Origin of the sequence: Paraburkholderia lebeckiae (genome assembly GCF_014201005.1) — a bacterium.
GTDB lineage: Bacteria > Pseudomonadota > Gammaproteobacteria > Burkholderiales > Burkholderiaceae > Paraburkholderia > Paraburkholderia tuberum.
In genome coordinates this window covers 193,120-219,942 of sequence record NZ_JACHDK010000010.1, presented here as the reverse complement: position 1 = coordinate 219,942, position 26,823 = coordinate 193,120, and the positions used below count along the sequence as shown (strand labels likewise).

Below are 26,823 nucleotides of genomic sequence, written 5' to 3'. Positions count from 1 at the left end.
GAATTCGTCGCGCCACCCAGAAGCGGACCCCGCGCGCCGATCCCGTGTGGATCGTACATGGCGAAAATGACGATGTATGCACGGTGCGTCGGGAAATTGCGGAGGGGGCCGGTGGCTTTTTTTATTTAGATTTTGGCGGGCGCGGAATGCCGCTCAGCGCGAGCTGGGTACGAACGCGGCGGGAACCGCCCCGCGAGGCCGTCTCAGGCGATCAGAATCTCCGGACCATGCGCAGTGATCGCCTTGCCAAGCGCGTGCTCGGGCGCCAGTTCGGTGACCAGATACCGCGCCGACTCGATCCCGTTGATGCGCACCGGCGTCACGCGTCCGAATTTCGAATGATCGGCGACGACGACCACCATGTCGGCCGCGGCGATCATGCGGCTGCGTACTTCGGCCGCCATGCGGCTGTAGTCGGTGAGATAGCCGTCCGGCGAAATTCCGCCCGCGCCAATGAACGCGAAATCGGCGTGGTACTGCGTGAGCTGCTGAACCGTGTCGAGGCCGAAGGTCGCGTCTTCGATATCGGACAGCTCGCCGCCGAGCAGCGTCACGCGATTGTCGTTGCGTCGGCCGAGCAGCAGCGCGATGCGCCAGTCGTTGGTGTAGACCGTCAGCCGATGCCGGTCGAGCAGCGCCCGCGCGACCGACTGCGTGGTGCTGCCCGAATCGATGATCAGCGACGCGCCATCCGGCACGAACTCGGCCGCGCGCTCGCCGATCGCACGCTTCGCGCCGGCGTTCTCGGCTTCGCGCGTATCGAGATCGGGCTCGCGCCGATCGCTCGACAACGCGCCGCCGTGTGTCGTCACAAGCAGGCCGCGGCCGGCCAGCGCGTTGAGGTCGCGACGGATCGTTTCGCGCGATACGTTCAGTTCGCGCACCAGTTCGGCGACCGACAGCGCGCCGTTCTTTGCGACTTGCGCGAGGATGTATTGATGACGTTGTTCTGCGAGCATCTGAGAAGGCCGAAAGCCGGCACGCTGGGGTTTCGCCGTGGTTAAGGCAGGCCGCCGTATTGTATTACGCGTATTGCGCGGTGTTGGTGCTGGCGTGCAGGTGGCGCTCAGGTGGCGTGGGGGGCGCGTTCATGGCGCGCTCGGGTTGCATCGAGCCGCCCTTGCGCGAACACGCCAGCCATCGCGCCGACCTGCTAACCTTGACGGCTGGACTCGCCGGCCATGCGGCGAACGCAACGCCGCCGCCCGGCCGAGTCCCGCGCACAACGCCTCGCCCGTCAACCGAACCGCCGATGCCGCCACTGTTTCGCCGTCTACTGCTGCTGTTCCATGCGCTGCGTTACGGCGCGCGCCTGATCTGGCTCGCCGCCCCGCCCGATCACAAGCTGCACTGGATGATCGAACTGATCGGCCGCGTGCATGCGTCGGAGCGCAGCGGCGCGCAGTTGCATGGTCTGCTGCCGGCGCTCGGTCCGCTCGCGAGCCGCTTCGCGCAGACGCTCGCCAGGCGCCCCGAGCTCGCGAGCGGCACGCTCCATGACGCGCTGGACGCCATCGATCACATGGAAGTGCCGCTGTCGCCGGACGACTCCGCGCTGGCTTTGACTCGCGCGTTCGGCCGGCCGCTCGGCGAGCTGTTCAGCGCGGTCGACCTCGTGCCGGTACGCAGCGGCTTCGCCGAGCAGACCCATTTCGCGCGCCTCGCGATCCCGATCAAAGGTCATCACGAAGTCGCCGTCAAGCTCGTGCGCGCTCAGCAATTGCAACAGATCGGCGATGAACTCGCCTTGTTGCGCTGGGTCGCGCGCTGGCTCGAAAAGCTGTCGCGCGTCGCGCGCCGGCTGCAGTTGCGCGCGCTCGCGCAAACCTTCACCGACGACGTCCTGCGCCGCTTCGACCTGCGCGCCGAAGCCGCGAACCTGAGCCAGACCGGCCACCATTTCGACGGCGACAAGCGCATCGTCGTGCCGGACGTGATCTGGGAGCTGTGCACCGAGCACACGCTGACGATGCAGCGCATCAACACGCTGCCCGCGAGCGACCTGCCCGGTCTGCACGCGCACGGCATCAAGCTGGCGCCGCTCGCCGCGCATATCGTCGAAGTCGTCACCGAGCAGGCATTCGAGCATGGCTTCTTCCACGCGACGCTCGATGCGCGCCGCGTGCGCGCCAGCATCGAGCCGGACACGCTCGGGCGCCTCGTGCTCGCGGAGTTCTCGATCATGGCGACGCTGTCGAGCGGCGAGCGCGAATTTTTCGTGCACGGCGCGACCGCGTTGTTCGACCAGGACTACGGGCGGCTCGCCGACATGCATCGCGAGGCCGGCCACGTGCCGGACGATACGCGCGCCGAGCTGCTCGAAGCCGAGTTGCGCACGCGCGCCGAAGCGCACTTCGCGGCGGCGCCCGAGGATCGCTCGGCGGGTTCGCTGTTTCACCATCTGCTGCACGGCGTGCAACCGTTCGACGGCCACGTGCCGGGCCGGCTCGCGATCGCGCAGCGCTCGTTCCAGCAGGCGGAGATGCTCGCGCGGGCGCTGCATCCGGGCATCGATACATGGAACATCGCGCGCGGCGTGCTCGCCGATATCGCGCGACGCGATCTCGATCATCGCGGCTGGCTCAAGCGACTGTCACACGAGCTGCCGCATCTCGCGCATATGCTGCCGCGCGTGCCGCAACTGGCGGTGCGCTATCTGCACCAGCACGATCGCACCGGCACCCCGCAGCAGAACGCGCAACTGCTCGCGGATCTCGCGCGCGAATACCGGCGCACGCGCTGGCTGCTGTGGGCGTGCGTCGTCGGTGGCGGCGTTCTCGGAGCGGGAATGACGCTGCTCGCGTGGTGACGGTTCCGCGCGCGCATTGCAGCTTTGAACAAGACGCGCGCCGCCCATGCCGCCAACATGGCGGCTTTTTCACGCCTCCCGCCTCGATGCTCGCTGCCTTTCTTGCCGCCGTCTTCGTCGTGCTGTGGTCGACCGGTTTCGTGGTCGCCCGCGCGATCACGCCTTACGCCGATCCCAATCTGTTTCTGCTCGCCCGCTTCGGCGGCACCGCGCTGGTCTTCGCGCTGGCCGCGCTGGTCGCGCGCTCGGCCTGGCCGACCGGACGCAACTTCGGCAAGCACCTGGCCGCGGGCGCACTGCTGCAAGGCGTCTATCTCGGCGCCGGCTACTGGGCCGTCGCGCAAGGTCTGAGCGCGGGCGTGATGGCCTTGCTCGGCGCGCTGCAGCCGCTCGCGACGGCCGCCGTCGCCGCGCCGCTGTTCGGCGAGCGCTTGTCGCGGCGCGGCTGGAGCGGCATGGCGCTCGGCCTCGCCGGCGTCGTGCTGGTGCTCGCGCCAAAGCTCGCTGCCGCGACGCCGCCCACGCACGGCAACGCACCCGCGTGGTTGGTCGTGCTGATATCGATCGTCGCGGTGGGGGCGATCACGGCGGGCACGCTGTTCCAGAAGACCTCGCTTGCAAAGGCCGATATTCGCAGCGCGAGCGCCGTGCAGAACGTCGGCGCGGCGATCGTCGCGGGAGTGCTGGCGCTCGCGCTCGGTGAACATCGCTGGATCGCGTCGCCGACGCTGTGGGCATCGCTCGCGTGGGGCATCGTGATGCTGTCCGGCATCAGCGTCACGTTGCTCGTCTGGATGGTCCGGCGCGGCGATGCGGCGCGCGCGACCGCGCTGCTGTTTCTTGCGCCGCCGCTTGCCGCGCTCGAAGGGTATCTGGGGTTCGGCGAAACGCTGCTGCCAGTGCAGATCGCCGGGTTTGCGGTCGCGCTGGCTGGCGTGTTGTTGGCGAGGTCGTGATGAGGGGCGCCGCGCGCCAGTATTGCTACAAAGCGCCCGTCAGTCGGCCGTATCCGCGCGCGCGGGCATTTTCGCTCGCGCAACCGCGCCCGGTGCTGGCGACCACGCCGGCCGACTCTTGCGCCGCGAATCGACCACGACGATAAAACGCCCCGCCCACGGCATGATCTGCCGGTCGCTTTTCAGCACCCACAGCGATTGGCCGGAATCGACGACCTGCGCATATTCTGCGTCGAGAATTCCGTAGTGATCGAGAAACGTGTTCAGCGATGCGGGAATCCGCACGCAGCCCTTCGAATGACGAATGCCGAGCACCGGTTCGAGCCGCTCGGGGTCGGTCGCGTGCATCTGGAAGCGCATCTGCGACATGCCGCCCTTGCCCCACCCGCGTTCACCCTGCGCCCAGCCGAAATCGAAGATGCGCATATCGCGCCGTCCGTAGCCGCGAATATGGTTTTCGTTCTGCGTGCCCTCGGAGCGGAAATCCATGTTGTCGGGCGTATGTTCGAACACGCCGAGCGGCGTGATGAAGTGGTCGTACTCGCCGGGCCGTCCCGTGGATACCGGCGATGCGCCGATCATCTGCCAGTTGTCGGCGGGCGCCGGGCGGAAGTAAATCAGGAGCGCCTGCACGTTCGCATTGCGATCGACGAGCACCACGTACTCGCCCGACAGATTGCCAAGCTCGTTCTCATTGAGCGCCGTCTCCAGACGGTCGGCGTACGCGCGCTGCTCCGCGACGGGCAGTCTGAGCCGGCGCGTCACGTCCTGCGCGAATACGTCGCGCAGCAGGAATGCGCGGCGCGGATCGACGACGCCAGCCGCGTCGGGCGCGGCGACGGTGGCGGCGTCGATCGTGGGCAACGGCCGGCTCGCGCCATTCCACGCGTTGGCCGGATTGGCCAGATTCACCGTATGCGCCGCCGATGTCGCGAATGCAGGCGACGGAGCGCTACCGGGCGCCGCAGCATGAACCCGCGCCGCCATCGCACCGGCACTCGAGACGACGGCTGCGCAAACCCATGCGCAAACCCTCAGGCGGTTCAATCCAGGCTGGCCAGGCCGATCTGGGTATCTCATCGCGTCTTGGAGCAAACATGATTATTATTGATCGCACGCCGGGTCCCTGCGGCGTTCGGAACGATCGATGTTATCAGCGAATCGAGGCGTGTCGATGAAAATACCTTCTAACCTGCGAACTCTTCAAAAATGATCGGCTGTTTTTCGACAATCTACATGCCAGCGAAAAGGCAATTAATACGCAATTAAATCGGTCGTTGGAAACTCAAACCCCAAAAGGCAATATACGATTTCTTTCGACGAAAGGTAGACCGAAAACGGCGGCACGTGCCGATACCCACGCCGCTTTTCAACCTGCTTGCAATCTGTTTCAAGCCACTTCAATCGCTTTTTCTCTCGCGAGGACAACAACGATCATGGCTCAATCCGATCCAGCCGCGCGCCAGGCCCGCATCGCGACCGAAATGCACGTCGCCGCCGAATTCGACGCAAGCCGCGAAATCGAGCGCCGGGTCGATTTTCTGGCGAACTATCTGCACAATAGCCACCTGAGAACTTATGTGCTCGGCATTAGCGGCGGCGTCGATTCGACGACAGCCGGGCGTCTCGCGCAACTCGCGGTCGAGCGTTTGCGGGCGAACCATTACGACGCGCGTTTCGTCGCCGTCCGTCTGCCTTACGGCAAACAACGCGATGAAGCGGATGCGCTCGAGGCATTACGCTTCATTCGCGCCGACGAAAATCTGACTATCGATATCAAACCCGCAGCCGATGCGATGCTCGAGTCGCTCGATAAAAGCGGCGTGTCGCTCAAGGACGAATCCCAGCGGGATTTCGTGCACGGCAATATCAAGGCGCGCCAGCGGATGATCGCGCAATACGCGGTGGCTGGCGCGCGCTCGGGGGTCGTGATCGGAACGGACCACGCCGCCGAATCGGTGATGGGCTTTTTCACGAAGTTCGGCGACGGCGGCGCCGACGTGCTGCCGCTCGCCGGGCTCAGCAAGCGCCGCGTGCGTGCGGTCGCGAATACGCTCGGCGCGCCCGACGCGTTGGCGCACAAAGTGCCGACCGCCGACCTCGAGATGCTGCGGCCGCTTCGTCCCGACGAAGACGCGTATGGCATCCCATACGACGCGATCGACGATTTTCTCGAAGGCAAGCCGGTCAGCGATACCGTGCGTGACGTGGTCCTGCAGTTTTACAACGCGACGCGTCACAAGCGGGCGCTGCCGTATACGCCGTTCGACTGGCCGGCGTCGCCGGATCGGCAATGATGCGCCCGCGAACGGCGCTCTCAAACGAACAAAGGCGGTGGACATGCGCGCGTCGTCGCGCCTGTCCACCGCCTTCGAAAACGATAGAGGTTACTGCACCACCCGCAGCGCTCACTGCTCCGGCGGCGGTTCGTCGCTGAACAGATCGGCGCTCGCTTCGAGCGGCTGGCCACCCAGTTGCTTGCCGTGAATCTGCCGCGCGATCACGTCGCCGACATACGGCACGCTCGCGTCGAGTTCGACCGTCGCGTAGGCGCCGGGCTTGCCGGCGTCCACCACCTCGACGTGTTTCGCGTAATGGCCGAGTTCGCGCTTCAGAAATTCCCGCACGTCCTGCTCGCTGCACGATTCGGCGATATTGCGCACGGTCAGGTTCATGCGGCCTACCCTCGCCGCGCCTGGCGGTCCGTCCGTCGGTCAGGGCTTGCGATAGGCACCGGTCGCAGCGCGGCTCGCTGCTTCGTCTGAGTCGCGCCGAGTGCGCGAAGTGCGACGACGCCGGTCGCGCCGGCTAACCCCATAGCGAGCCATGACAAGTAGAAGGCCATCGTTCAAATCTCCTGTGCGAATTTCATCCTGTTGTCAGGATAGCCCGCTTCGACAGCGAACACACTGTGACGCAGTGTCGTAGGCAATGGCGAAACGTCCCCGTCGATGCACTGTACCTGAATCAGCCGCGCCAATCCTGGGAAACATCGGCTGCCTCAGCGCACCTTGCATGCCTGGCCAGCTCCGGCCCGGCACGCAACCTATCGTCGAAAGCATCGTGCGGGGGACGTAGGCAAAGGCGGACTGATCGCGCCGATCAGTCCGCCGCTTGCACGTTCGCCGCGCTCACCCACCACGCATTCTTACCTTGCGGCAGACGGACCAGCACCGCGGAAGGATCCTCGACGCCGTCGTCGGCGATCTGGCATACCGGCAGGCCGTCGGGCAGACGCTTCACTTCGCCGGCGGCCTCGAACAGCGCGATTCGCTGCGCATCCAGCGGGCGCAGTTGCCGATACACGTCGAAGCTGAGCGCCGCGGGCACGTCGCCGCGAATCTCGAGCTCATTGGCGCGCGCGCAATGCGCGGGCGCGACGGCAACCGCGGCGGCGCTGCCGCTCAGGCAGCCGATCGTCAGCGCGACGGCGGCGAGACGGAAATGGGTCATCGTGTTTCTCCGAAAAAAGTAAGGGGCAGCGAACCGCGGTTCCGCGAGGAATGCGCCGCGTGCGGACGCGCGAGCGCGTGACGCGCTCAACGCTCGCGGGCATGCGCGTCGCCGTGTCGGCTGTCTTCGCTGTCGACGCCATCGTCGTCGCGAGTCGCGAACTCGAGCCGACTCACGTCGCAGGACGCCTGGCCAAAGCCCGCATACACCGCCGACCAGTTGCCGACGATCACCGCTTGCGCCTGCGCGAGACTCAGCTTGCCTTCGCAGACGCAACGCTTGAGCATCGCTGCCGCGCGTGCCTTGCGGCGCTCGCCCTGCGGGCCGGACCACGGCAATAGATCGAGATTGGCCGGTGCATCGGGCGATCCGCCGAGCATGACCGGCACACGCCGGTCGAGCGCGAACGCGGCGACGTCATCCGCATCGATGCCGCGTGCGGCAAGCATGCGATCCTTGTGCGCCATCAGTTCGTCGAACGGCGGCGCGACGGATTCCGCATAACCGGGGCGGCAAATCGTTTGGCCGATCGACTGCTGCGTCACGCGTTCGTCGAGCACGGCGCTCGGTTGCGCGGCGGCATCTCCGATGCGCAGCGCAAGCAGTGCGCCAACGGTGACGAGCAGCGCACGGTGCGGGATGCGCCCGCGCGGGCGAAGGACGCGCCTGCGTCCGAGCCGCGGCGCGTTGGCCGCGTCATTGTTGCTGGTCGTGTCGCGGGAAAGACCGCGCCGATGCGTGTCTGCGATGCCTGCGTTCATTCGTCGGCGCGCCGGCGGCGGCACGCGGTAGTTCAATTCGCAAGGCAATTAAAACACATTCAATATGGATGAGTACAAAAGCCAGACATGACGGCACGCCGTTTGCCGGCTCGCGGCAGCCGCCGCGAGCCAGCGCAGACCGACCCCGCGCGACGTCGCGATGAGTGGGGCGCCCCGCCGCCGCCGCTACTTCGCCACCCGCGCCTGCAACGCGCGGATCCGCCCGAGCGCCTGCGCGTTCGACACCGTCTCTTCGTACATCTTTGCGAGGTCGCCTTTCAGCGCGGTGCGCGAACCGCCATCGAGATACACCATATGCCCCGATGGATAGAACCGTGCCGACAGGTTCTGCCGCACCTGCTGACTGACCAGCGGCATCTGCTGCAGATCGAGCACGGTCTGATAGAACGGCGTGACGAAATCGAAAAAGCCGTTCGCCGACAGCACCTTGAGGTCGGGATTGAGCGCCATCACGGCGGCAAGGTCGCCGGCCGTGTACAGAATGATGTTGCCTGTCGAGTCGAGACCCTTCTGCGCGCCGGTTGGATCGATATGGCCGAAATCCCAGTACTTGAACGCCTGATCGTTGAGGTCGGTGAACGACGAGTTCGACGTGTACCTCAACTGCTCGTTCAGATAGACGTTCCACATCGTCGTGTAGACGCCGGTGACCGCGGTCATCGTCGGATCGTTGCCGCCGGAGTTCGGGTCGATCTTGCCGGCGATGCCGGTGTCGATCGCCGTTACGCGGCCGTCGTAGGCGCCGAGCGCGAGGCCTTGCGACTTCAGCAACGTGGTCAGGAACAGCGAATTGCCCCGGCTGTCGTAGCCCGCGATGTCGAGGCTCCACGCGAGCAGCGTCGTTTTGTCGATGCCGGTGTATTCGCTGAGTTTTTCGGTGGTCGCGGAATCTGTGGTCGGAAACTTGCGCAGCGCGGCCAGGTAGTCGGTGCGCGCGAACTGCGCGACCTCTTCGGCGAACGTGCCGAGATCGGTCGGCCGAGGCGCGACGCCGAGCTTCTTGTGATACCACGCGTCAGCGGCCGCCGTGGGCAGCGCGCCGACCGGATTGCCCGATTGCGTGTAATCGAGAATCGACGATTGCAGCGTAATGCCGTTCAGATCGACCCCATCCTCGTGCAGCCGGTACGCGAGCACGCAGCTACGCGCCGTGCCGTAGGACTCGCCGAATAGATACTTCGGCGAATTCCAGCGGTTGTTCTTCGTCAGGAAACGCTTGATGAACTGCTTGATCGAATCCGCGTCCTGATCGACGCCCCAGAAGTCGCGATTCTTCTTCGGCGCGATCGCCGCCGAATAGCCGGTGCCGACCGGATTGATGAACACCAGGTCGCTCTTGTCGAGCAGACTGTCCGGATTGTCTTCGAGTGAATAAGGCGCGGGCGGCGTGAACCCCGGCATCGACGTCTTGATGCGGCGCGGCGCGAACGAGCCGAGCAGCACGAATACCGACGACGACCCCGGCCCGCCGTTATAGAAAAACGTGACCGGCCGCGTTTCTTCCTTCTGATTGTCCTGCGTGAACGCGACGTAGAACATCCTCGCCGACGGTTGCGAGCTGCTCGGATCGACGATCACCAGATGGCCCGCGGTCGCCGTGTAGTCGATCTTGTGACCTCCGATCGTCACCGAATGATGCGTGATCGCGGCTGTCTCGACTGTATCGGTAACCGAATCGTCCGGGCCGTTGCCATAGGCGACCGGGTCGAAGAGCGGCTGGTCGCCGGCCTTGTGCGGCGCGCTCGTGGCCGTGGACACGCCTGCCGGGGCCGTGGCATGCGTGTTGTGCGGCGAATGCTGGCTACCGGAGGCTGATTCTGTATTCGTCATGATCGCTCCAAGGGTTCGTTTTACTTGCCGTGCGTCCTCGTTCTTACGTCTCGTTGTTGTGTTATGCGCTGTGTTGCAGACTATAGTGCGCCCGCCACCTTCCCGCCATTGGGGCTGCCTAGTCCCGTGCAGGCGTCCCACCCCTTCGACGCCGTGAAGCTGCCGTTGTTGCCCTGCGTGATGTCGTTGCAGACGCCCGGCGCCTTGTACAGCCTGGCGTTGACGAAGCCGGCCGGCTGCCCCTTCGCCGCGTTGATGCGCGCGATCAGCGCCGCCCACAACGGCGCGACCGCGCTGGTGCCCCCCACCACCGTTTGCATTCCGTCGACCAGCACGTCGTAGCCGCTCAACGGCGACGCATCGCCCGCGACATCCGGCACGCCGCGCCCGCCGAGCGGCTGGCTGCCGCCGCCCGTCGCCGTGGCCGACAAACCCTGCTGCCACGCCGGCACCGGAAACGCGCTGCTCACGCCGCCGCCGGTGGCCCCGCCCTGCTCGCCGTCGTTCCAAACGACCTCGCGCGTGATCGCCGAACCGGACGCGCTCAGGTGCGTGCCGCCGCAGGCGAGCACGTACGGGCTCGACGCCGGGAAGTCGACCGCGTCGCCGCCGGCCGAGCCGTCGCTCGACCCGCTGTCGCCCGAGGCCGCGCAGATGGTCACACCGAGCGCCGCCGCCGATTGCAGTACGCTGTTGAGCGCCTGCATCGACTGGCTGGTCCACACTGATTCCGGCGCCCCCCAACTGATCGAGATCACCGACGGCTTGTTGGTTGTGTCGTGCACCGCGCGGCTCACCGCGTCGATGAAGCCGGCGTCGCTGTTCTGCGTGAAGTACACGGCGATGGACGCGGCCGGCACGATTGCGCCGACGATCTCGATGTCGAGCGTGACCTCGCCGTCCGGGCCGTTCGGATCGCCGCTCGGCTCGTTGCCAGCCTGATCGACGCCGACCGGGATCACGGTCGGCTCGCTTACACCGAGGCTCGAGAAATAGGTCTTGAGGTCCGACGTGTTGTAGCCGCCGCCAAGCTCGATGATGCCGACGCACTGACCGCCGCCGTCGCCTTGCGGAAACTTGTAGAGCGAGGCGAGCTGCGGCGGCGAGTACGACGTCTGCCCGGCGCGCGCCGGCACGAACGGCGGCCGGATGCGAAAGTGCGGACGCGCCTGCGGCCGGTTGTCGAGTCCGAGCACCGCCTCCACGACGCCATGCAGATCGTCCGGCACGCTGATCGAGCCGGTGCGGCCACGGAACTGGCCGGCTGCGTGATGCTGGTAGAGCTCCAGCTTGACCTCGAACGCGCTCTGGAATTGCGCGATCGTGCCGCTCAGCAGCACCGAGCGCGCCGCCGGGTCCTCGCGCGCGACGGTGAGCCCATGCGCAGCCGCGAACGCGCGGACCTTCGCGATGTCATCGGGCGCGGCGCCGTAGTCTTGGGCGAGCGCCTCGCGCGACAGCGGCTTCACGCTCGCGTCGCCGGCTTCGATGCGCTTTATCAAGGCGTCGAACTTCGCCTGCTGCTGGCGGCGCAGCATCACGAAGACCTCGATCCGCTCGGCGGGATCGCATTGCCCGATGACCGTCGTGCCCTGCGCGACCTTTCGCTCGCTGCCCGGCAATGGATGTTTGATGACCATGGTATCGACTCTCCTGTTAGCGTGGCTTCGCACGCGGTCATGCACGACCGCGCGGCCCGGCGGCGCGCAAGCACGCCACGCGCCTGCATGAAGCGCATCGTGGCGATACGCGGCAGGGATTGTTCAAGAACTTCGTCCAAGCGTCCGACCGAAGCATTCGAACACAGTTCCGGCCGGCGCGACAGTCGTCCGCATGGCTAGGGTCTAATGCGCGGCGTGGATGCGACACGCTATGATGCTGCAGCGGCATTCCCGCCGTTTCATTGCCGCGCGCGCCGCCTGCGCGCACGATCGAGAAATCAGAGGAACCCATGTCAATTTCGATGTATCAAGCATCAGTGCCTGTGCTGATTCGCGGCCTCACGAACCTGCAGGCCATCCTGGGCAAGGCCGAAGCGCACGCGGCCGCAAAGCAGATCGAACCGTCGGTATTCACGAATGCCCGGCTCGCGCCGGACATGCTGCCGTTCGTGCGCCAGGTGTATATCGCGAGCGATACCGCGAAGGGTTGCGCGGCGCGCCTCGCCGGCGTCGAGCCGCCGAAGTTCGACGACGTCGAGCAGACTTTCAATGAACTGCAGGCCCGTATCCAGAAAACGATCGATTACCTGAAGGAATTCAACGCGGCGCAGATCGACGGTTCGGAAAGCCGCACCATCACGCTGAAAATGCGGCTGGGTCCGATCGAGTTCACCGGAGCGTCATATCTGTTCGGTTTCGTGCTGCCGAACTTCTATTTCCACGTGACGACCGCGTATGACATCCTGCGTCATAACGGTGTCGAGCTCGGTAAGCTCGACTATCTGGGCGGGATGCAGCAGTAAGCGGAGCGGGCGGGTCGTCGATCGCGCGGCCGCCCTCACGCGTGCAGGCGCGGCTGGAATGCGATCACCGCCATGCCGGCCAGCGTCAGCGCGACGCCTGCCGCGTCCCACAGCGTGGGCCGCACCTCGTCCACGACCCACAGCCACGCAATCGCGACCGCCACGTACACGCCGCCGTAGGCTGCATACACGCGGCCCGCGGCGGTGCCATGCAGCGTCAGCAGCCACGCGAACAGCGCGAGGCTTGCCGCGCCTGGCAGCAACAGCCACGCGGAGCCGCCCTCCTTTAGCCAGCGCCACGGCAGGTAACAGCCGAGAATCTCGGCGACAGCGGTCACGACATACAGCAGGAAGGTTTTCATCGATGAGCGTGAGAAGGTGGTTGTGTCGCCGCGCGTGCGCGCGGCCGCCTGTTCTGGCGCGCAGCGGCGTCGCTGCCGGCTGCGCTGTCGGTTTTATTAACACAATCACTTGGCACCGCGCGTGCTGCGCGTGCGACAGTCGCGCTACTTCAACTCCGACGGCCACCGGTCATGAGCATCGAGTCACCCTGCGTCGACATCTGCAAGTTCGACGACAAAACCGGCCTTTGCATCGGCTGTATGCGCACGCGCGACGAATGCAAAAGCTGGAAAAAATGAAGGACAGGCAACGCAAGAAAATTATCGGGGACCGGCCGCGGCGCGAGCGCAAGCTGAAGAAGTGAGCGGCCGGCGTCGCCGGTCGGTCGCTCACGCAAACTCACGCCAGCTCCGGGTTTCAGTCCAGCGAAAGCCGCAGCGCGAAGCCGATCAACGCAGCCGAGAAGGTCCACCGTTGTACGGTCTGCGCCAAAGGATGGACGCGCATCCAGTTGGCGATGCGCGCAGCGCCGATCGCATACAACGCGTCGAAGCATGCGCCGATCACGAGCAGCACGACACCAAGCTCGATCATCTGCCACGCTACCGGCCCCGCTTCCGGCCGCACGAATTGCGGCAACAGCACCGAGCAGAACAGTAGCGCCTTCGGGTTGAGCAGGTTCGTCAGCAGACCTTTGACGAACGCGGTCCGCAACGGCCGCACCGCATTGCCCGCGTCGCTCGAAGCGGTGGATTCCACTCGCGGCGCGCCGGCCGCTTGCCTGTCGCGCGACCCGGCCGGCAAGGCGAACCCGGGCGAGCGGAAGATTTGAATCCCCACCCACGCGAGATAGACCGCGCCGGCATAGCGCACTGCGTCGTACAGCCACGGCGCGTTGCGCAGCAGCGCCGCCATGCCGCACGCCGACAGCGTCACGTGCGTCGCGCGCGATACGCCGAGCCCCGCCGCGGCCGCGAAGCCGCTGCGCACGCCGCGCGCGATGCTGGTTTGCAGGATCAGCGCAATGTCCGGCCCAGGCACCGCATAAACGACAATCAATGCCGCTACGTAGACGGCCAGCAGGTGAGCGGAAATCATCGGAGCCTCCTTGTTGTTCGAGGCTCCATGTTGCTATCGGATGCGGAGGGTTTGCTGGCGATTTTCAGTCCTCTACATTCAGAAAATAGCGGAATGCGCTAATATTTCGACATCTGGCGACGCCTTCCACCACCTGCAGCCCCCCTCCCGACCATGTCCACGGACGATCTCGACAAAACCGATCGCGCGATTCTCGCTGCGCTGCAAAACGACGGCCGCATGTCGAATGCGCGTCTCGCCGAGATGGTCGGCCTTAGCGAGACGCCTTGCGCGCGGCGTCTGAAACGTCTGGAGAACGATGGTTACATCGACCGCTACCGCGCGGTGCTGTCGCGCGCCGGACTCGGTCTGGGCGTGATCGCGTTCGTGCTCGTGCGCTTCGCGGTGCACGACCGCGTGGTGGCAACGCGCTTCGAGCGCGAGGTGCAGGCGATCCCGCGTATCCTGTCGTGCCACAACGTGTCGGGCAGCGCCGACTACATCCTGCAGATCGTCGCGCGCGACCTCGACGACTACGGCACGTTCATGCGCGACGAACTGCGCGGCCTGCCGGGCGTGACGTCGGTGGAATCGGCCTTATCGTTGCGCGAAGTGAAAGCGTTTGGCGGTCTGCCGCTGTCCTGAGCGCGCACGTGGCATAGTCACCCCTTTTAGTCCCTTTTTGAAGCGGCGCGAGCCGTTCCGACGCCCCCCGACGACCCCGGAGTTCTCATGGATCACGACAAGGCGCGAGCCGAAGAAACCGCCGCAATGGAACGCGTGTTGATCGCCACCCAGCGTGTGCAGACCGCGTTCGCGTCGCTGCAATCGCAATTCCCGCCGGCAGGCAGCGGCAAACCCTCGCAATTTGCGTTGCAGACTTTCGACGCCGCGCTGCAAGAACTCGAAGACGCGCAAGCCGCGTTCGACGAACTGCTCGGCGATCTGCTCGACGGCAATCGTTGAGCGCTAGCGAGCGGCTGGCCGGCGCCACGCTCGCCAGCCGGCTCGCACGCTTCGCGCCGCCGCATGGGCCTTAACGCGCGTCCGTCTCCACCACCGGCTCGCAGAGAATCGGAAAATTGACGGAGTTCGCGACGTAGCACTTCTGATGCGCGACGTGATGCAGACGCGTGGCCAGCTCGACATCGCCGCTCGCGCGGATCGTCACGCGCGGGCGCAGCACGATCTGCGAAAAGCGGCCTTCCTGCGCGGTATCGAGCATCGTGCCTTCGGCGTCGTCGCGATAGTCGAGCACGACGATGCCCGCCTCCGAGCACAGGTGCAGATACCACAGCTTGTGACACGCGCTCGCCGACGCGACCAGCAGGTCCTCGGGATTCCAGCGGGTCGCGTCGCCGAGAAACGCCGGATCCGACGAGCCCGGAATGTCGGGCTTGCCGCCGGAAGAAATCACGTGATCGCGGTCGTAGTCGCGGTAGCCGGAGGTGCCGCTGCCGCGGTTGCCGGTCCATTTCACCGATATGTGGTACTTGTGCTCGCCGTGCGCCATTCGCTTCCCCTTTGGTCGGATCGGACCTGCATTCTATCCGCGCCACACTAGCGCGGCGGCGCCGCACGGCCGGTCACGTTCGGCGCGCGTGGGTCGGGATTCATATAGAGCGCCGTGCCGTTCGCGCGCATGTTGTTGAGCGCGGCGCCCGAGCCGGTCGCGCCACCCGAGCCGAGCCCATACGAGCCGCCCGCCGAAATGCCGGGCCCCGGCATGGTACTCGGACTGACGCCGGTACCGATGCCCATCGCGCCGCCGCCAGCCGCATTGCCGCTGCCCCCGCCGGTGCCCGCGTTCGTGCCCGCATGAGTGCCGTTTTGGCTGCCGCCAGGATTGCCCGGTTGCTGGGCCTCTACCGTTGCAGGGGCCCCCACCGTCAACAGCGCCGCAAGCAACGCCGACCACATGATCCCACCTGTTGCTGTCTTCATAGCTACTCCCAATCGCGTCGATCCGCCGAACACGATATCTATTCTGAGCCGATCGCGCGACCGATGCAGCGGCGCCGCTCTCTCCCGCGCCCGCGACGTGTCCGTGCGCGTTATGATCGATCGTTACGCCCGAACGGCCGATCGCGCACGATGGAGCACGCCTACATCCACCTTTTGCATCTGCTCGCCGGCCACGCGACGTGGATGCTCGCGGTCGTTTTCCTCGCCGCTTTTTTCGAAGCGATCGCGGTCATCGGCACCTTCGTCCCCGGCAGCACCGCGATGTTCCTCGCCGGCGCGCTGACGGGCACCGGCTCGCTGAGCCTTGGCTGGGTCTTTGTGTGGGCGATCGTCGGCGCGGTCGCCGGCGACGGCGCCAGCTTCTGGCTCGGCGATCGCTACAGGGAGCGCATCGTCACTCTGTGGCCGTTCCGCGCACACCCCGGCGTACTCGACGCGGGCCAGCGCTTCTTTCTGAAGCATGGCGCGAAAAGCGTCGTGCTCGCCCGCTTCATCGGCCCGCTGCGGGCGATCGTGCCGGTCGTCGCGGGCATGATGGGGATGCGGCCGCTGCGCTTCCTCTCGATCAACGTGCTCTCCGCGCTGCTGTGGGCGCCCGCGCACATCCTGCCCGGCGTCGTGTTCGGCGCCTCGGTGCTGCTCGCGGGGGCGGTGTCGTTCCGGCTCGTCGTGATCATCGCGATGCTGGTGTGCATCGTGTGGCTCAGCTTTCGCGGCGCGGGGTTCCTGGTGTCGCACGCGAATGCGTGGTCGAGCGCGGCAGGCCGTCATCTCGGCAGCTGGGCATGCCGCCATCCGGGTCCGCTCGGCCGCATCGCGCGCCGCATGCTCGACCCCGACACGCCCGATGCGACCCACCTGATCGCGACGTCGCTGGTCGTGCTGGCGGCCGGCGCGCTTTTCTTCGGGGTCCTTGACGACGTCGTCAGCGGCGATCCGCTGACGACCATCGACCTGTCCGTTTATCACTTTCTGCAATCGATACGCACGCCGTGGGGCGACACGGTGCTCGCGGCGCTCGCGACGCTCGGCAGCGGCATCACACTGTCCGCGCTGGTCGTCACGGTTGCCCTGTGGATGGTGTGGGAGCGGCGCTGGCGCACGATCGTCTACTGGCTCGCGGCGGTCGTGTTTTCGCAGTTGCTGATTCTCGGCCTGCAACTCGCGATGCGCCGCGCCCCGCCCAACGAACTCATGAGTGGCCACTTCGTGTTTCCGAGCAATCACGTCGCCGCGACGGTGATCATCTACGGCTTTCTCGCGTTTCTGCTCGCGCGCCGGATCGGCAAGCTTGGAGGCGTGCTGGTTGCCGCCGCCAGCATCATCGTCGTGATCGTGGTCGCGCTCGCGGGCGTCTATTTCGGCCGCTACTGGGTATCCGACGCGATCGGCGGCGCGGCGCTCGCGTACGTGTGGGTCGCGCTGATTGCGCTGACGGCGATCTGGCGGCATCCGCGGCCGCCGCCGCCGCGCCGTTTCATGCCGCTCGTGGTGCTCGCGGTCGTAGCGCTCAGTGTCGGCCTGCAGCTCGGCGTCGCAATGCCGACACCGCCGGACAGCGCGCTGCAACCGCCCCCCGTGCAGTTCACGCAGACGCAGTGGAAGCTCTCCGGGTGGAAGCGGCTGCCGTGCTTTCGCTCCGACATGGGCGGCGATCGCAAGGAGCCGCTGACGCTGCAATGGGTCTCCGAGCCCGCTTCGATACGCGAGCGGTTGCGCGCGCAGGGCTGGGTCGAGGGCACCGACGTGTCCGCGCACAGCCTGCTGTCGCTCGCTTCACCCGACGTCGCGGCGGTGTCGCTGCCGGTGCTGCCGAAGCTGAACAATGGCGTGCCGTCGTCGCTGGTCTTCATGCGACCGGGCAATTCGCGCGAGGAACGCTACGTGCTTCGCTTCTGGCCGAGCGGCTACGCGGTCGACAACGGCACCTCCGCGGCGCCGCTGTGGGTCGGCGCGTTCGCGCACGAGCGGCTGACGCGGCCGTCCTGGCCGCTGAACATTCTGCGCATCGATCACGACGCGAGCCCGTTCGACGCGCCCACCAGGTCGGGCGCCGAGCTCGGCGCGACGGTTCTCGCGGAGGTCGATTGTCACGGCGTGCCGGTGTCGCTGCTGGTCTCGCCGAGGCAATGAGCTGCACATCCAGGCACATCCAGGCAACTTCAGGCATCTCAGGCATCCCCAACTCAACGATTCGATAAAGGAGACAACCCGTGGGCCGCTTTTCGACCGAACAACTCGATGACTACGCAGTGACATTCGAACGCGACGGCATGGTCGTTCTGCGTCAGCATTTCCCGAAGACGACGCTGCTCGCATGGCGCGACGCGTTCGCGCCATTGTTGCAGCAACAGATCGCCGCGCAGGCGACCGCCGTGCGCGGCGAAAACCGGCACTACATCACGCTGCCGTTCACGGGCGTATTCGCCGATCAGTCGATCTTCTGTGATCCGGACGTCCTCGGCATCGTCGAGCGCGTGGCCGGCGACGACCCCGTGATGTGCCAACTGGCCACCGACACGCCACTGAACGGCTCGACGTATCAGGAGATTCATCGCGACACACCCGCGCTGTTCGACGGCGAAGCGGAAACCCCGTCGTTCCAGCTCGCGGTCAACTTCCCGTTATGCGACGTCACGCTCGAGAACGGCCCATTCGAAACGACGCTCGGCACGCATCGGATGCGCGCCGAAGAATCGCTGAACGCATGGCGCGACGGCCGCCTGCCGTTGCATGCGATCACGATGGAACTCGGTGACGTGATGATTCGCGATGTGCGCTCGCTCCATCGCGGCACGCCGAACCGGACGGCGCTGCCGCGTCCGATGGTCGTGATTGGCTATAGCCGCAGCTGGTACTTCAGACCGGAAGTCCACATCGACGTACCCGGCGCCGTCTATCAGCAATTGGCGCCACGGGCGAAACGCCTGCTGCGCCATATGCCGCGCGTGAGCGAACTCGACAATACAAGCGCGGCGGAGCAATACCGGAAATTCGCCTATTGAAGAAAGCATTCAGTCGCCGCATTGGCCGCGCAACGAATTGTCACGAAAGCGAATCGCCAATTGACGCGCAATTGCCATAACGGAAATGACTGAGGCGAAGCGGGGATACACGGTGTCGCGAACGACAATCGATTTGACATTTAAGTCTTCGTTGCGCAAATGCAACGACACACCGGCATTATCCCCACTTCCTCCCCGCTATTTGCACCGATAGCGCTCCTGATTCATTTTTCCACTCACGCAATCCGTAATCGCACTGGCAGAATGAGCAGAACGCCAGATAGCGGGAACCGGCATGCGTCGCCATTTCCGCAATGAAACACGGCGGCCGCGATTTTCTGCCCAATTGCACGCATTAACGCTATCGTCTCTTTGCGACCTGAACTCGTAGTCCACCAGGAGCTTCGTGTGCGGAATCGATCGATGTCTCGCGTGAAGAAAGACCGCCAGTCCGCCGTTCGCAGCCTCCGCTCGCATGTTTCCCGATTATCTTCAAGTCCGCTTTCCGGCTCGCTTTCCAGGCTTCTCCCCCGGTTATCGCTTTGCATGACTGCGTTGGTGCTCGGCAGTTACTCCGCGTATGGCGTCGCCGGCGTTTCCGTATTGCGTCCGCCGCGCGAAGCGCTATCTAGCAGTCCACTCGAAGTGACGATCGTCTATGCCGGCGATCAACCCGGTGGCACCGAAGTCGACGTGCCGGCGCAATTGAATATCGCGATCAGCAATACCGACGTGGTACCGCATCGGCTCGCGCTCACGCGCGAAAGCGGCGCACCCGAGCATCTGAAGCTCGCCGCCGGCGAACTGAAGGCAGTGCGCTATACCGGCACGTGGCCCAAATGGGCGCGCGGCGCGATGCAGATCGATGTGCCGGATCTCGACGTGTCGCCATCGTACGTGCTGCTGACGCGTCCGCCGCGCTCCGGCAAGGACGCGGCGCTCGCGTCGGCCGGGAGCGCCAATGGAGCAACGGCGGCGGGCACCGCGAGCGGCGCACCGTCGTCGACGAGCCTGATCGCGTCGTCGCCCGCGCCTTCACGACCGGATGCGCCGGTGCCGCAAATCAACACTTTCCTGAGCCGCTTCTCCGCCTTCGAACCGACGTATTTCGCCGATGGCGGCGGTAGCGAGTCCCTCGCGAAATTCCAGCTCAGCTTCAAGTTCCGCCTCGTCGTTCCGGACGACCCGCGCTCGCGTGGTTTCGCGGACAACCTGTACTTCGCCTATACGCAAACCTCGCTGTGGGATATCAAGAAGTACTCGGCGCCGTTCCGCGACACCAGCTATATGCCGGCACTCTTTTATTACCTCGAAGACACCGGCTGGAAGAGCACGTGGTGGAGCAGAATGGGCGTGATGGCCGGCTACGAACACGAATCGAATGGACGCGACGGTCCGGAATCGCGCGGCGTCGACTATGTGTTCCTCAAGCCGATCTGGGATTTCGGCGACATCAACGGCTACCATCTGACCATCGAGCCGAAGATTTATTACTATACGCACATCGCCGGCGAGAACCACGACATCGCCGACTACCGCGGCTATGTGGATCTGCGGTTCATCTACGGCAGCCCCGACGGCGCGCAATTGGACACGACGCTGCGCAAAGGAACGCAAGGCGGCAAAGGCAGCGTCGATACGCAGTTCACCTATCCATTGGCGAAGCTGATCAATAGCCGCTGGGGCGGTTATCTGTGGCTCGGCTTCTTCAGCGGTTATGGCGAGGACATTCTCGACTACAACCAGCATCGCTGGATCGCGCGAATCGGCTATAGCATCACACGCTAATCCGGAATTCACCTGGCATGCAAGCAAAGGGCCGCCGAGCGGCCCTTTTCCATTCGTTGACGGCCCACGACGCGCCGTAATACATCGAAAGTCCTGCCGTAGTCCTTTCAGAAGTTTGCCCAAAGCCGCCCCCCACCCGACGGGCAACCCGTCATGGACCGCTCGTGAATGCTGTGTGCACGAACAGACGGGCACATCGGTGTGGATTTCTCTAGAGTTGAAGGGTCGCCGGTCCAACCGGCTGGCCACGCCGCGCGCTGACTTTTCCAGCGTCTAATCAAAACCATGGAAAAACCAATGAAAACTGCTCTCCTTAAAGACGTGTCGCCTGTTTCAAACGAGTCAACCGGACTTCTTTTGCATCGGAATAGTGCACCGCTTGCGCTCAAGCACGAAATTCACCCGGAACAGATCCGGGATAGCCTGCCGGCCCGTCAGGGGGGAGTCGGCTTTCTGTTCCACGCGACCGATTGGGAAACCCTTTCATTTTCTTTTCACAACGTTCGCGAACGAAGCGAATCGTTCGAAGAGGAGTTGTGGAAAACCAGGCCTTTCATCGCATCGCCGATCTATTCGGGCGCGCAGGTGATCGGCGCGAATATCGCCTGCCCGGTGCCGCTCGAAATGTGGCTCGGCAGCCCGCGCGGCATCAAGCGCTTTCGCGAGACGCAATTCTTTCCGGCGCTCGAGCTCGCCCGAAAGGCGGGCTTGAACATGGTCGCGATGGGCGCGTCGACGCCCTACGCGTGCAACTACGGCGCGCTGCCCCGACCGGTCAAGCCGCCTCACATCACGACGGGTCACGCGGCGACCGCGGCGATGCTGAAGGACTGGGCGATCCATTGCTGCGAGCAGCTCGACCTCGAGCTCGGCAACACGAAGCTCGCGCTGTTCGGCGCGGCCGGCCGGCTCGGCACGACGGTCGCGAAGTATCTGCTCTACAAGGATGCACCGAAGGAGCTGGTGCTGATCGATCTGCCCGACAAGATCAACCTGCTGATCGATCAGGCGAACGAGCTGCTTGCGTCGGACCTGCTCGGCAAATCGAAAGTTTCGGTGCATACGTTCAGCCCGGACACGCCGCTGCCGGACTTCGACGGCGCGATTCTCGCGAGCAGCACGAGCGTGCCTTACCTGAGCGCCGCCGATCTCAAACGCGCGCAATTCTGGATCGACGACTCGCATCCGCGCGCGGCAAGCGTCGAAGCGGAACTCGCTTCTCGCGGTCATACGCTCTATATTGAATGCTTCGCGCGCGGGCCCGCCGGACTCGACACCGCGTTCCCGTTCAGGCTGCCATCCACCCGCGACTGCTATACCTGCTTCGCCGAAGGCTATTCGGCATGGCAGGAAGGTATCGCCTCCGATTTCATCATTGGCAGCCCGCCCGTGTGGTCGGTCTCTTATACTCATGGTCTCCTGAAGAAGTATGGCTTTTCGGTCGGACCGTTTCACGGCAAGAACGGCGATTCGCTCGCCGAAGTCGTCGAATCACAGCAATTCAATACGCATGAAATGATGGGTTCCTAATGAACTCGGAGGCCTGATGGCGATACCGCGCGAAAGCATGCGGGATATGCTGGAACGAAGCAGGTTCGCAATTCGATGGGGAGGCGCACTCGGCCTCCTGTGTCACCCCATCTATTACGTCGTCTGGACCTACATCCTTCCGCAGCCTTACGACAACCTGCTGCTGCGGCTCAGCGCGGCGGCCGTCTGCGTTCCACTGCTGTTCCAGGCGCGCTGGCCGAGGCGCTACAACCCCGCGCTGCTGATCTACTGGCATTGCTGTCTGATTTACGTGCTGCCGTTCGTCTGCACGTTCCTGACCGTCAGAAACGGTTTCTCCACGATGTGGATGATGACCGAGGTCATGATGATCTTCATTCTGGCGCTGTGTATCGACAACCCCCTGCTGCTGATAACCTGCATCGGTATTGGCGTGTTTTCCGGCGGGCTCGCCGGCGTGTGGAGCGCGCCGACGCCGGTCGTTCTCAGCGCGCAGGACAAGTCCAATCTCGCGTTGCTGCCGGTGGTCGTGCTGTGCAGCATGGCGTTCAGTCATGCGATCAGCAAGGGACGCATCTTCGTCGAAAAGAACCGCGCGTTGCAGGCGCTCGCGGGTTCCATCGCGCACGAGATGCGCAATCCGCTGAGCCAGTTGCGGCACGTGCTCGACCGCGTCGAGGAAGCGCTGCCCGCGGCGACCGAAGCGGGCGCGGCGCCGACGCTGACCGACGGCACGGCCTCGCTGATGTACAACCATCTCGCGCAGGGGCAATTGTCGATCGAGCGCGGCCTGCGCATCATCGCGATGACGCTCGACGAAGTCGCCGCGAAATCGATCCGCCCGGATAGTCTCAGCTACCTCCACGCTGGCGCGACCACGCGCAAGGCGCTCGCCGAATACGGCTTCGACAACGACAAGGAACGCGCGAAGGTGAACGTCGTCGTCAGGCGCGACTTCGTGTTCAAGGTCGACGAGACGGTCTATCTGTTCACGTTGTTCAACCTGATCAAGAACGCGCTGCATCACATCGTCGCGTATCCGCAGGCGACGCTCACATTGACCGTCGACCGCGACTCGGTGATCGTACGCGACACCGGCCCCGGCATCGCGCCGGAGATCCTGCAGCATCTGTTCGAGCCGTTTCGCACGGCCGGCAACTCGGGCGGCACCGGGCTCGGGCTTGCGTACTGCCAGCGCGCGATGCGCGCGTTCGGCGGCAGCATCGACTGCGAATCGGAACTCGGCAGGTTCACCGCGTTCACGCTGCGCTTTCCGCCGGTAGCGGCCAACGAGGTAGAGGAGCACGAGCGGCGCCTGTTCGAACGCGCGATGCCGGCGTTCAAGGGCAAGCGCCTGCTCGTCGTCGACGACGACGACACGCTGCGCGCGCGCACCCGCCGCGTGCTGACGAAGGCCGGCGCCTATGTCAGCGAGGCGTCGGGCGGCGAGCTTGCGCTCGCCACGTTGCGGCGCGCGCCGCTCTACGACCTCGTGTTGATGGACATCAGCATGCCCGCGATGGACGGCTACACGACGACCGAGCGCATCCGCGCCGACAGAGACTGCCCGAACCGCAACGTGCTGATCGCCGCCTATACCGCCGAGCCGGGCAACGCGGTGCGGCTGCGCGCGCGGCGCGCCGGCATGGACGAGATCATCAGCAAGACGTCGAGTGTGCAGGAGCTGATCACCGCGTTGCAGACCCTCTTCGACAGCGGTGCGCGTCAACAGCCGGGCGAACTGCCCGATGTCTTCGCCGGCAGAACCTTTGTGCTCGCCGACGACGACACCTACAGCCGGCTTGTCGCGAAGGCGTATCTTGAGCGCTGCGGCGCGAGTGTCGTCGAGGCTGACCACGGTCAGGCGGTGCTGACCAAACTGCACGAAGACGGCTTCATCGACGCGATCCTGATGGACGTGAACATGCCGGGCATGAACGGCATCGAGACGACGAAGTCGATTCGCGCGCGCACCGATGCCTACGCGACGCTGCCTATCATTGCGCTGACCAGTCACACCGATGCCGAAGCGGTGCAGGCCTGCGTTGCCGCCGGGATGAACGAGGTGTTGATCAAACCGGTGCAGGCCGGCTCGCTGTACGCATGTCTCGCGCGGCAGTTCGGTACACGCGGCGCGCTGGTTGCGGACGCTCCACAACGAATCACGGAAACCGCGGGCGGAGCCGCGCAAACGGATTTTGCGGCGACGCCGGTGGCATTGCCCCCCACTGCGAGCGCGCCCGCGGCCGCCACCATCGCTGAAGAAAGCCTGCTCGACGAAGCGCACCTCGGGGAACTGGTCTCGCTCGATCTGCTTGACGAATCGTTCCTGAACGGCATCGAACAGATCCGCTCGCTCGTCGTGCGCCTCGCAGGCAACAGCGCGGCCGTCGATATCAAGGCGACGCACGCGAGCTTGCACGCGTTGCTTGGCGTCAGCGGCAACATCGGCGCGAAGGCACTGCATCGATACGCGCGGCAGATCTATCCACGCGTGATCGCCGGTGAGTGGCCAGTGGAAGCCGACTGGCACGCGCAGATCCGCGCGCTGGGCGCGCGCTCGACCGACGCCTTGCAGCGGTATTACGCGTCGGCGAAAGGCCGGCGCGATCATCGCGACGCACTGAGCGATTGAGAGGGCGGCCTCGGTCGCCCTCTTTGCAGCGTGAAGTCGGCCCTTTCAGATTGGAAACGCAGGTAGTCACCGTGGTGCCGTGCAGAGGCGTCGATTCGACGCCGAGGGCACGCCCCGCCGCTGTCAGAACTTGCGCAGCACGCCGACCGCAACAGCGAGCTGGTTCGCGCCGGTCTTCACGGTCGTCGTCGCGACCGAAGTCGCCCACCCCGTCGCACTCAGCGCGGCCTTCGAGCTGTTGATCACATAGGTGATGTCGGTGTAAAGCGCCGTGCGCTTCGACAGCCAGTAGTCCGCGTTGACACCGGTGCTCAATGCGTGCGCGTCGACATGGCGATACGCGTGGTAGTAAGTCGCGGCTGCGAGGTCCAGCGCCGGCGTCACCCTGTAGCGCACGCCCGCGAATGCCATCGACTGCGGCGGCGATGCGGTGAACGTCGACGGGACGTCGTTCAGCAGCAATTCATAGCCGCCGTACAGCGTCGCCTTGCCGATCGCATACGAGCCGCCAGCCACATAGCGGCGCTCGCAGCGGTTAGCCACGAATATCAGCCCGATCCGATTTTTGAGATAACCGGCGCCAGCGCAGGCGACTACATCAACGCTGCCGACACCTATCGCCCCATCCGCAGTAGTGTTTTCACCCATATCGTTAAGTTACGATATATGATTCGTTCTGTAGCGATGCATGTCGCGCACGCCATGCGGCGTGCCGGTTGCCGAATCACCTGAAGACCATCCACATGACGCCCGATTTCGACGCGATCCACAAAGCGCTGGCCAACCCGGTCCGCCGGGAGATTCTCGGCTGGCTGCGCGAGCCGCACGCGCATTTCGCCGATCAGGAGTTGCCGCTCGACCACGGCGTGTGCGCGGGCAAGATCGACTCGCGCTGTGGCCTGTCGCAGTCCACCGTGTCGGCGCACCTGGCCGCGTTGCAGCGCGCGGGGCTCGTCACGTCGAAACGGGTTGGTCAATGGGTGTTTTTCAAACGCAACGAGCCCGTCATTCAGGCATTCCTCGAATACATGAACACGAAGCTCTGAGCGCCGCATTCGCATCGCCGCGCTTCCTTTTTCACGCAGTTTTTTGAGGCTCGGGCCTTGCCCGCCGCCAAAGGTGAACTCTTATGCCGACTCTTTTCGATCCGCTGCAAATTGGCGATATCACGCTGCCCAACCGCATCATCATGGCGCCGCTCACGCGTCAGCGCGCCGAGGAAATCCGCGTGCCGAACGCGTTGATGGCGCGCTACTACGCCGAGCGCGCGAGCGCCGGTCTGATCCTCAGCGAAGCGACGTCGGTCACGCCGCAAGGCGTCGGCTACGCCGAAACGCCGGGCATCTGGTCGCGGGAGCAGGTCGAAGGCTGGAAGCTCGTCACGCAGGCCGTGCACGACGCGGGCGGCAAGATCTTCCTGCAGCTGTGGCACGTCGGCCGTATTTCGGATCCGCTGTTCCTGAACGGCGAGCTGCCGGTCGCGCCGAGCGCGATCGCGGCGGGTGGTCACGTGAGCCTCGTGCGTCCCGAGCGTCCGTTCGTGACGCCGCGCGCGCTCGGCCTCGATGAAATCGCCGGTGTCGTCGAAGCGTTCCGCAAGGGCGCGGAAAACGCCAAGGCCGCGGGCTTCGATGGCGTCGAAGTGCACGGCGCGAACGGCTATCTGCTCGACCAGTTCCTGCAGGACAGCACCAACAAGCGTACCGATGCCTACGGCGGCCCGATCGAAAACCGCGCGCGTCTGCTGCTCGAAGTCACCGACGCGTGCATCAGCGTGTGGGGCGCAAACCGCGTCGGCGTGCATCTCGCGCCGCGCCGCGACGCGCACACGATGGGCGATTCCGATCCGGCCGCAACGTTCGGCTATGTCGCGCGCGAACTCGGCAAGCGCAAGATCGCGTTTATCGCGGCACGTGAAGCGCTCGGCGACGACCGCCTCGGCCCGCAGTTGAAGGAAGCGTTCGGCGGCCCGTATATCGCGAACGAGAAGTTCACGAAGGAAAGCGCGCAGCAGGTGCTCGACGCCGGTGAAGCGGATGCGGTGGCCTGGGGTCAGCTGTTCATCGCGAATCCGGATCTGGTGCGCCGCTTCGCTGAAGATGCGCCGCTGAACAAGCCGGTCCCGGCGACGTACTATGCGCGCGGCGAAGTCGGCTACACCGATTATCCGGCGCTCGAAACGGTGTAATCGGTAGCGTCAGCGGGCTC

The 26,823-nt window shown here is 65.1% G+C and carries 25 protein-coding genes and 1 pseudogene; 14 read left to right on the top strand and 12 right to left on the bottom strand.

What is annotated here, in order from left to right; genetic code table 11:
- Positions 1 to 203: 203 nt before the first annotated feature.
- The gene (locus tag HDG39_RS21150) at positions 204 to 959 is read right to left on the bottom strand and encodes a DeoR/GlpR family DNA-binding transcription regulator (RefSeq protein WP_018425038.1); all 756 of its coding nucleotides are present in this window, start codon (positions 957 to 959) and stop codon (positions 204 to 206) included.
- A 293-nt stretch (positions 960 to 1,252) separates the two neighbouring features.
- Here HDG39_RS21150 and HDG39_RS21145 point away from each other — a divergent pair, with 293 nt between their 5' ends.
- Together HDG39_RS21145 and HDG39_RS21140 are read left to right on the top strand one after the other, a co-directional pair.
- The gene (locus HDG39_RS21145; RefSeq protein ID WP_184008271.1) at positions 1,253 to 2,809 is read left to right on the top strand and encodes an ABC1 kinase family protein; all 1,557 of its coding nucleotides are present in this window, start codon (positions 1,253 to 1,255) and stop codon (positions 2,807 to 2,809) included.
- An 86-nt stretch (positions 2,810 to 2,895) separates the two neighbouring features.
- Positions 2,896 to 3,765 (top strand): DMT family transporter, encoded by an 870-nt coding sequence (locus HDG39_RS21140; RefSeq protein ID WP_184008269.1) that lies wholly within the window; start codon positions 2,896 to 2,898, stop codon positions 3,763 to 3,765.
- A gap of 39 nt (positions 3,766 to 3,804) precedes the next feature.
- On the opposite strand, the gene HDG39_RS21135 is transcribed toward HDG39_RS21140, so the two are convergent.
- The gene (locus tag HDG39_RS21135) at positions 3,805 to 4,752 is read right to left on the bottom strand and encodes a L,D-transpeptidase (protein WP_184008267.1); all 948 of its coding nucleotides are present in this window, start codon (positions 4,750 to 4,752) and stop codon (positions 3,805 to 3,807) included.
- A 449-nt stretch (positions 4,753 to 5,201) separates the two neighbouring features.
- On the opposite strand from HDG39_RS21135, the gene nadE reads away from it, so the two are divergent.
- Positions 5,202 to 6,062 (top strand): NAD(+) synthase, encoded by an 861-nt coding sequence (nadE, locus tag HDG39_RS21130; protein ID WP_184008265.1) that lies wholly within the window; start codon positions 5,202 to 5,204, stop codon positions 6,060 to 6,062.
- A 111-nt stretch (positions 6,063 to 6,173) separates the two neighbouring features.
- Here the strand turns inward: nadE and HDG39_RS21125 are convergent, their stop codons facing one another.
- From HDG39_RS21125 to HDG39_RS21105, 5 genes are all read right to left on the bottom strand, one after another.
- Positions 6,174 to 6,440: an RNA recognition motif domain-containing protein gene (locus HDG39_RS21125; RefSeq protein WP_018425033.1), complete on the bottom strand. Its 267-nt coding sequence runs from the start codon at positions 6,438 to 6,440 to the stop codon at positions 6,174 to 6,176.
- A 427-nt stretch (positions 6,441 to 6,867) separates the two neighbouring features.
- On the bottom strand, positions 6,868 to 7,218 hold the full coding sequence (locus HDG39_RS21120) for a hypothetical protein (RefSeq protein WP_184008263.1): 351 nt from the start codon (positions 7,216 to 7,218) through the stop codon (positions 6,868 to 6,870).
- A gap of 86 nt (positions 7,219 to 7,304) precedes the next feature.
- Positions 7,305 to 7,979, bottom strand: coding sequence for a hypothetical protein (locus HDG39_RS21115; RefSeq protein ID WP_184008261.1), 675 nt, complete (start codon positions 7,977 to 7,979; stop codon positions 7,305 to 7,307).
- 186 nt (positions 7,980 to 8,165) lie between these two features.
- Complete coding sequence (locus HDG39_RS21110) at positions 8,166 to 9,830, bottom strand: S10 family peptidase (RefSeq protein ID WP_184008259.1); 1,665 nt, start codon at positions 9,828 to 9,830, stop codon at positions 8,166 to 8,168.
- An 80-nt stretch (positions 9,831 to 9,910) separates the two neighbouring features.
- Positions 9,911 to 11,470 carry a S53 family peptidase gene (locus tag HDG39_RS21105; protein ID WP_184008257.1) on the bottom strand — a complete coding sequence of 520 codons (1,560 nt, stop codon included), beginning with the start codon at positions 11,468 to 11,470 and terminating at the stop codon, positions 9,911 to 9,913.
- 311 nt (positions 11,471 to 11,781) lie between these two features.
- Between HDG39_RS21105 and HDG39_RS21100 the strand changes: the two genes are divergently transcribed.
- Positions 11,782 to 12,294 carry a DUF1993 domain-containing protein gene (locus HDG39_RS21100; RefSeq protein WP_184008255.1) on the top strand — a complete coding sequence of 171 codons (513 nt, stop codon included), beginning with the start codon at positions 11,782 to 11,784 and terminating at the stop codon, positions 12,292 to 12,294.
- A 35-nt stretch (positions 12,295 to 12,329) separates the two neighbouring features.
- Here the strand turns inward: HDG39_RS21100 and HDG39_RS21095 are convergent, their stop codons facing one another.
- Positions 12,330 to 12,656 (bottom strand): YnfA family protein, encoded by a 327-nt coding sequence (locus tag HDG39_RS21095; RefSeq protein ID WP_018425027.1) that lies wholly within the window; start codon positions 12,654 to 12,656, stop codon positions 12,330 to 12,332.
- A 171-nt stretch (positions 12,657 to 12,827) separates the two neighbouring features.
- Here HDG39_RS21095 and HDG39_RS21090 point away from each other — a divergent pair.
- Positions 12,828 to 13,000: pseudogene (locus HDG39_RS21090) on the top strand (DUF1289 domain-containing protein).
- Between the two features lie 53 nt (positions 13,001 to 13,053).
- Here the strand turns inward: HDG39_RS21090 and HDG39_RS21085 are convergent.
- A complete protein-coding gene (locus HDG39_RS21085) occupies positions 13,054 to 13,734 on the bottom strand; it encodes a LysE family translocator (RefSeq protein ID WP_184008253.1) in 681 nt (226 codons plus the stop codon).
- Between the two features lie 153 nt (positions 13,735 to 13,887).
- Here HDG39_RS21085 and HDG39_RS21080 point away from each other — a divergent pair, with 153 nt between their 5' ends.
- Together HDG39_RS21080 and HDG39_RS21075 are read left to right on the top strand one after the other, a co-directional pair.
- On the top strand, positions 13,888 to 14,358 hold the full coding sequence (locus HDG39_RS21080) for an Lrp/AsnC family transcriptional regulator (protein ID WP_018425024.1): 471 nt from the start codon (positions 13,888 to 13,890) through the stop codon (positions 14,356 to 14,358).
- A gap of 87 nt (positions 14,359 to 14,445) precedes the next feature.
- Entirely contained in the window at positions 14,446 to 14,679 is a 234-nt protein-coding gene (locus HDG39_RS21075) for a hypothetical protein (protein WP_018425023.1), read from the top strand.
- Between the two features lie 70 nt (positions 14,680 to 14,749).
- On the opposite strand, the gene HDG39_RS21070 is transcribed toward HDG39_RS21075, so the two are convergent.
- Both HDG39_RS21070 and HDG39_RS21065 read right to left on the bottom strand, forming a co-directional pair.
- The gene (locus tag HDG39_RS21070) at positions 14,750 to 15,226 is read right to left on the bottom strand and encodes an OsmC family protein (protein WP_184008251.1); all 477 of its coding nucleotides are present in this window, start codon (positions 15,224 to 15,226) and stop codon (positions 14,750 to 14,752) included.
- A gap of 47 nt (positions 15,227 to 15,273) precedes the next feature.
- Entirely contained in the window at positions 15,274 to 15,657 is a 384-nt protein-coding gene (locus HDG39_RS21065) for a hypothetical protein (protein WP_184008249.1), read from the bottom strand.
- 150 nt (positions 15,658 to 15,807) lie between these two features.
- Here HDG39_RS21065 and HDG39_RS21060 point away from each other — a divergent pair, with 150 nt between their 5' ends.
- From HDG39_RS21060 to HDG39_RS21040, 5 genes are all read left to right on the top strand, one after another.
- Entirely contained in the window at positions 15,808 to 17,811 is a 2,004-nt protein-coding gene (locus HDG39_RS21060) for a bifunctional DedA family/phosphatase PAP2 family protein (RefSeq protein WP_184008247.1), read from the top strand.
- Positions 17,812 to 17,891: 80 nt separating this feature from the next.
- Positions 17,892 to 18,683 (top strand): phytanoyl-CoA dioxygenase family protein, encoded by a 792-nt coding sequence (locus HDG39_RS21055; RefSeq protein ID WP_184008245.1) that lies wholly within the window; start codon positions 17,892 to 17,894, stop codon positions 18,681 to 18,683.
- Between the two features lie 546 nt (positions 18,684 to 19,229).
- Complete coding sequence (locus HDG39_RS21050) at positions 19,230 to 20,471, top strand: phospholipase A (protein ID WP_184008243.1); 1,242 nt, start codon at positions 19,230 to 19,232, stop codon at positions 20,469 to 20,471.
- 297 nt (positions 20,472 to 20,768) lie between these two features.
- Entirely contained in the window at positions 20,769 to 22,001 is a 1,233-nt protein-coding gene (locus HDG39_RS21045) for a hypothetical protein (protein WP_026226624.1), read from the top strand.
- 16 nt (positions 22,002 to 22,017) lie between these two features.
- Complete coding sequence (locus HDG39_RS21040; protein WP_184008241.1) at positions 22,018 to 24,615, top strand: ATP-binding response regulator; 2,598 nt, start codon at positions 22,018 to 22,020, stop codon at positions 24,613 to 24,615.
- Between the two features lie 123 nt (positions 24,616 to 24,738).
- On the opposite strand, the gene HDG39_RS21035 is transcribed toward HDG39_RS21040, so the two are convergent.
- On the bottom strand, positions 24,739 to 25,263 hold the full coding sequence (locus HDG39_RS21035) for a porin (RefSeq protein ID WP_260328123.1): 525 nt from the start codon (positions 25,261 to 25,263) through the stop codon (positions 24,739 to 24,741).
- 95 nt (positions 25,264 to 25,358) lie between these two features.
- Between HDG39_RS21035 and HDG39_RS21030 the strand changes: the two genes are divergently transcribed.
- Complete coding sequence (locus HDG39_RS21030) at positions 25,359 to 25,661, top strand: ArsR/SmtB family transcription factor (RefSeq protein ID WP_018424976.1); 303 nt, start codon at positions 25,359 to 25,361, stop codon at positions 25,659 to 25,661.
- Between the two features lie 83 nt (positions 25,662 to 25,744).
- Positions 25,745 to 26,803 (top strand): alkene reductase, encoded by a 1,059-nt coding sequence (locus HDG39_RS21025; RefSeq protein ID WP_184008239.1) that lies wholly within the window; start codon positions 25,745 to 25,747, stop codon positions 26,801 to 26,803.
- The last annotated feature ends 20 nt before the right edge of the window (positions 26,804 to 26,823 follow it).

What these genes read in the sequence shown, in the direction of transcription:
- HDG39_RS21070 (WP_184008251.1), bottom strand. Translation starts at nt 15,226, where the DNA reads ATGGCGCACGGCGAGCACAAGTACCACATATCGGTGAAATGGACCGGC.
- HDG39_RS21135 (WP_184008267.1), bottom strand. Translation starts at nt 4,752, where the DNA reads ATGGCGGCGCGGGTTCATGCTGCGGCGCCCGGTAGCGCTCCGTCGCCT.
- HDG39_RS21100 (WP_184008255.1), top strand. Translation starts at nt 11,782, where the DNA reads ATGTCAATTTCGATGTATCAAGCATCAGTGCCTGTGCTGATTCGCGGC.
- HDG39_RS21140 (WP_184008269.1), top strand. Translation starts at nt 2,896, where the DNA reads ATGCTCGCTGCCTTTCTTGCCGCCGTCTTCGTCGTGCTGTGGTCGACC.
- HDG39_RS21095 (WP_018425027.1), bottom strand. Translation starts at nt 12,656, where the DNA reads ATGAAAACCTTCCTGCTGTATGTCGTGACCGCTGTCGCCGAGATTCTC.
- HDG39_RS21120 (WP_184008263.1), bottom strand. Translation starts at nt 7,218, where the DNA reads ATGACCCATTTCCGTCTCGCCGCCGTCGCGCTGACGATCGGCTGCCTG.
- HDG39_RS21125 (WP_018425033.1), bottom strand. Translation starts at nt 6,440, where the DNA reads ATGAACCTGACCGTGCGCAATATCGCCGAATCGTGCAGCGAGCAGGAC.
- HDG39_RS21150 (WP_018425038.1), bottom strand. Translation starts at nt 959, where the DNA reads ATGCTCGCAGAACAACGTCATCAATACATCCTCGCGCAAGTCGCAAAG.
- HDG39_RS21050 (WP_184008243.1), top strand. Translation starts at nt 19,230, where the DNA reads ATGACTGCGTTGGTGCTCGGCAGTTACTCCGCGTATGGCGTCGCCGGC.
- nadE (WP_184008265.1), top strand. Translation starts at nt 5,202, where the DNA reads ATGGCTCAATCCGATCCAGCCGCGCGCCAGGCCCGCATCGCGACCGAA.
- HDG39_RS21085 (WP_184008253.1), bottom strand. Translation starts at nt 13,734, where the DNA reads ATGATTTCCGCTCACCTGCTGGCCGTCTACGTAGCGGCATTGATTGTC.
- HDG39_RS21030 (WP_018424976.1), top strand. Translation starts at nt 25,359, where the DNA reads ATGACGCCCGATTTCGACGCGATCCACAAAGCGCTGGCCAACCCGGTC.
- HDG39_RS21025 (WP_184008239.1), top strand. Translation starts at nt 25,745, where the DNA reads ATGCCGACTCTTTTCGATCCGCTGCAAATTGGCGATATCACGCTGCCC.
- HDG39_RS21060 (WP_184008247.1), top strand. Translation starts at nt 15,808, where the DNA reads ATGGAGCACGCCTACATCCACCTTTTGCATCTGCTCGCCGGCCACGCG.
- HDG39_RS21065 (WP_184008249.1), bottom strand. Translation starts at nt 15,657, where the DNA reads ATGAAGACAGCAACAGGTGGGATCATGTGGTCGGCGTTGCTTGCGGCG.
- HDG39_RS21045 (WP_026226624.1), top strand. Translation starts at nt 20,769, where the DNA reads ATGAAAACTGCTCTCCTTAAAGACGTGTCGCCTGTTTCAAACGAGTCA.
- HDG39_RS21080 (WP_018425024.1), top strand. Translation starts at nt 13,888, where the DNA reads ATGTCCACGGACGATCTCGACAAAACCGATCGCGCGATTCTCGCTGCG.
- HDG39_RS21105 (WP_184008257.1), bottom strand. Translation starts at nt 11,470, where the DNA reads ATGGTCATCAAACATCCATTGCCGGGCAGCGAGCGAAAGGTCGCGCAG.
- HDG39_RS21145 (WP_184008271.1), top strand. Translation starts at nt 1,253, where the DNA reads ATGCCGCCACTGTTTCGCCGTCTACTGCTGCTGTTCCATGCGCTGCGT.
- HDG39_RS21115 (WP_184008261.1), bottom strand. Translation starts at nt 7,979, where the DNA reads ATGAACGCAGGCATCGCAGACACGCATCGGCGCGGTCTTTCCCGCGAC.
- HDG39_RS21075 (WP_018425023.1), top strand. Translation starts at nt 14,446, where the DNA reads ATGGATCACGACAAGGCGCGAGCCGAAGAAACCGCCGCAATGGAACGC.
- HDG39_RS21035 (WP_260328123.1), bottom strand. Translation starts at nt 25,263, where the DNA reads ATGGGTGAAAACACTACTGCGGATGGGGCGATAGGTGTCGGCAGCGTT.
- HDG39_RS21110 (WP_184008259.1), bottom strand. Translation starts at nt 9,830, where the DNA reads ATGACGAATACAGAATCAGCCTCCGGTAGCCAGCATTCGCCGCACAAC.
- HDG39_RS21040 (WP_184008241.1), top strand. Translation starts at nt 22,018, where the DNA reads ATGGCGATACCGCGCGAAAGCATGCGGGATATGCTGGAACGAAGCAGG.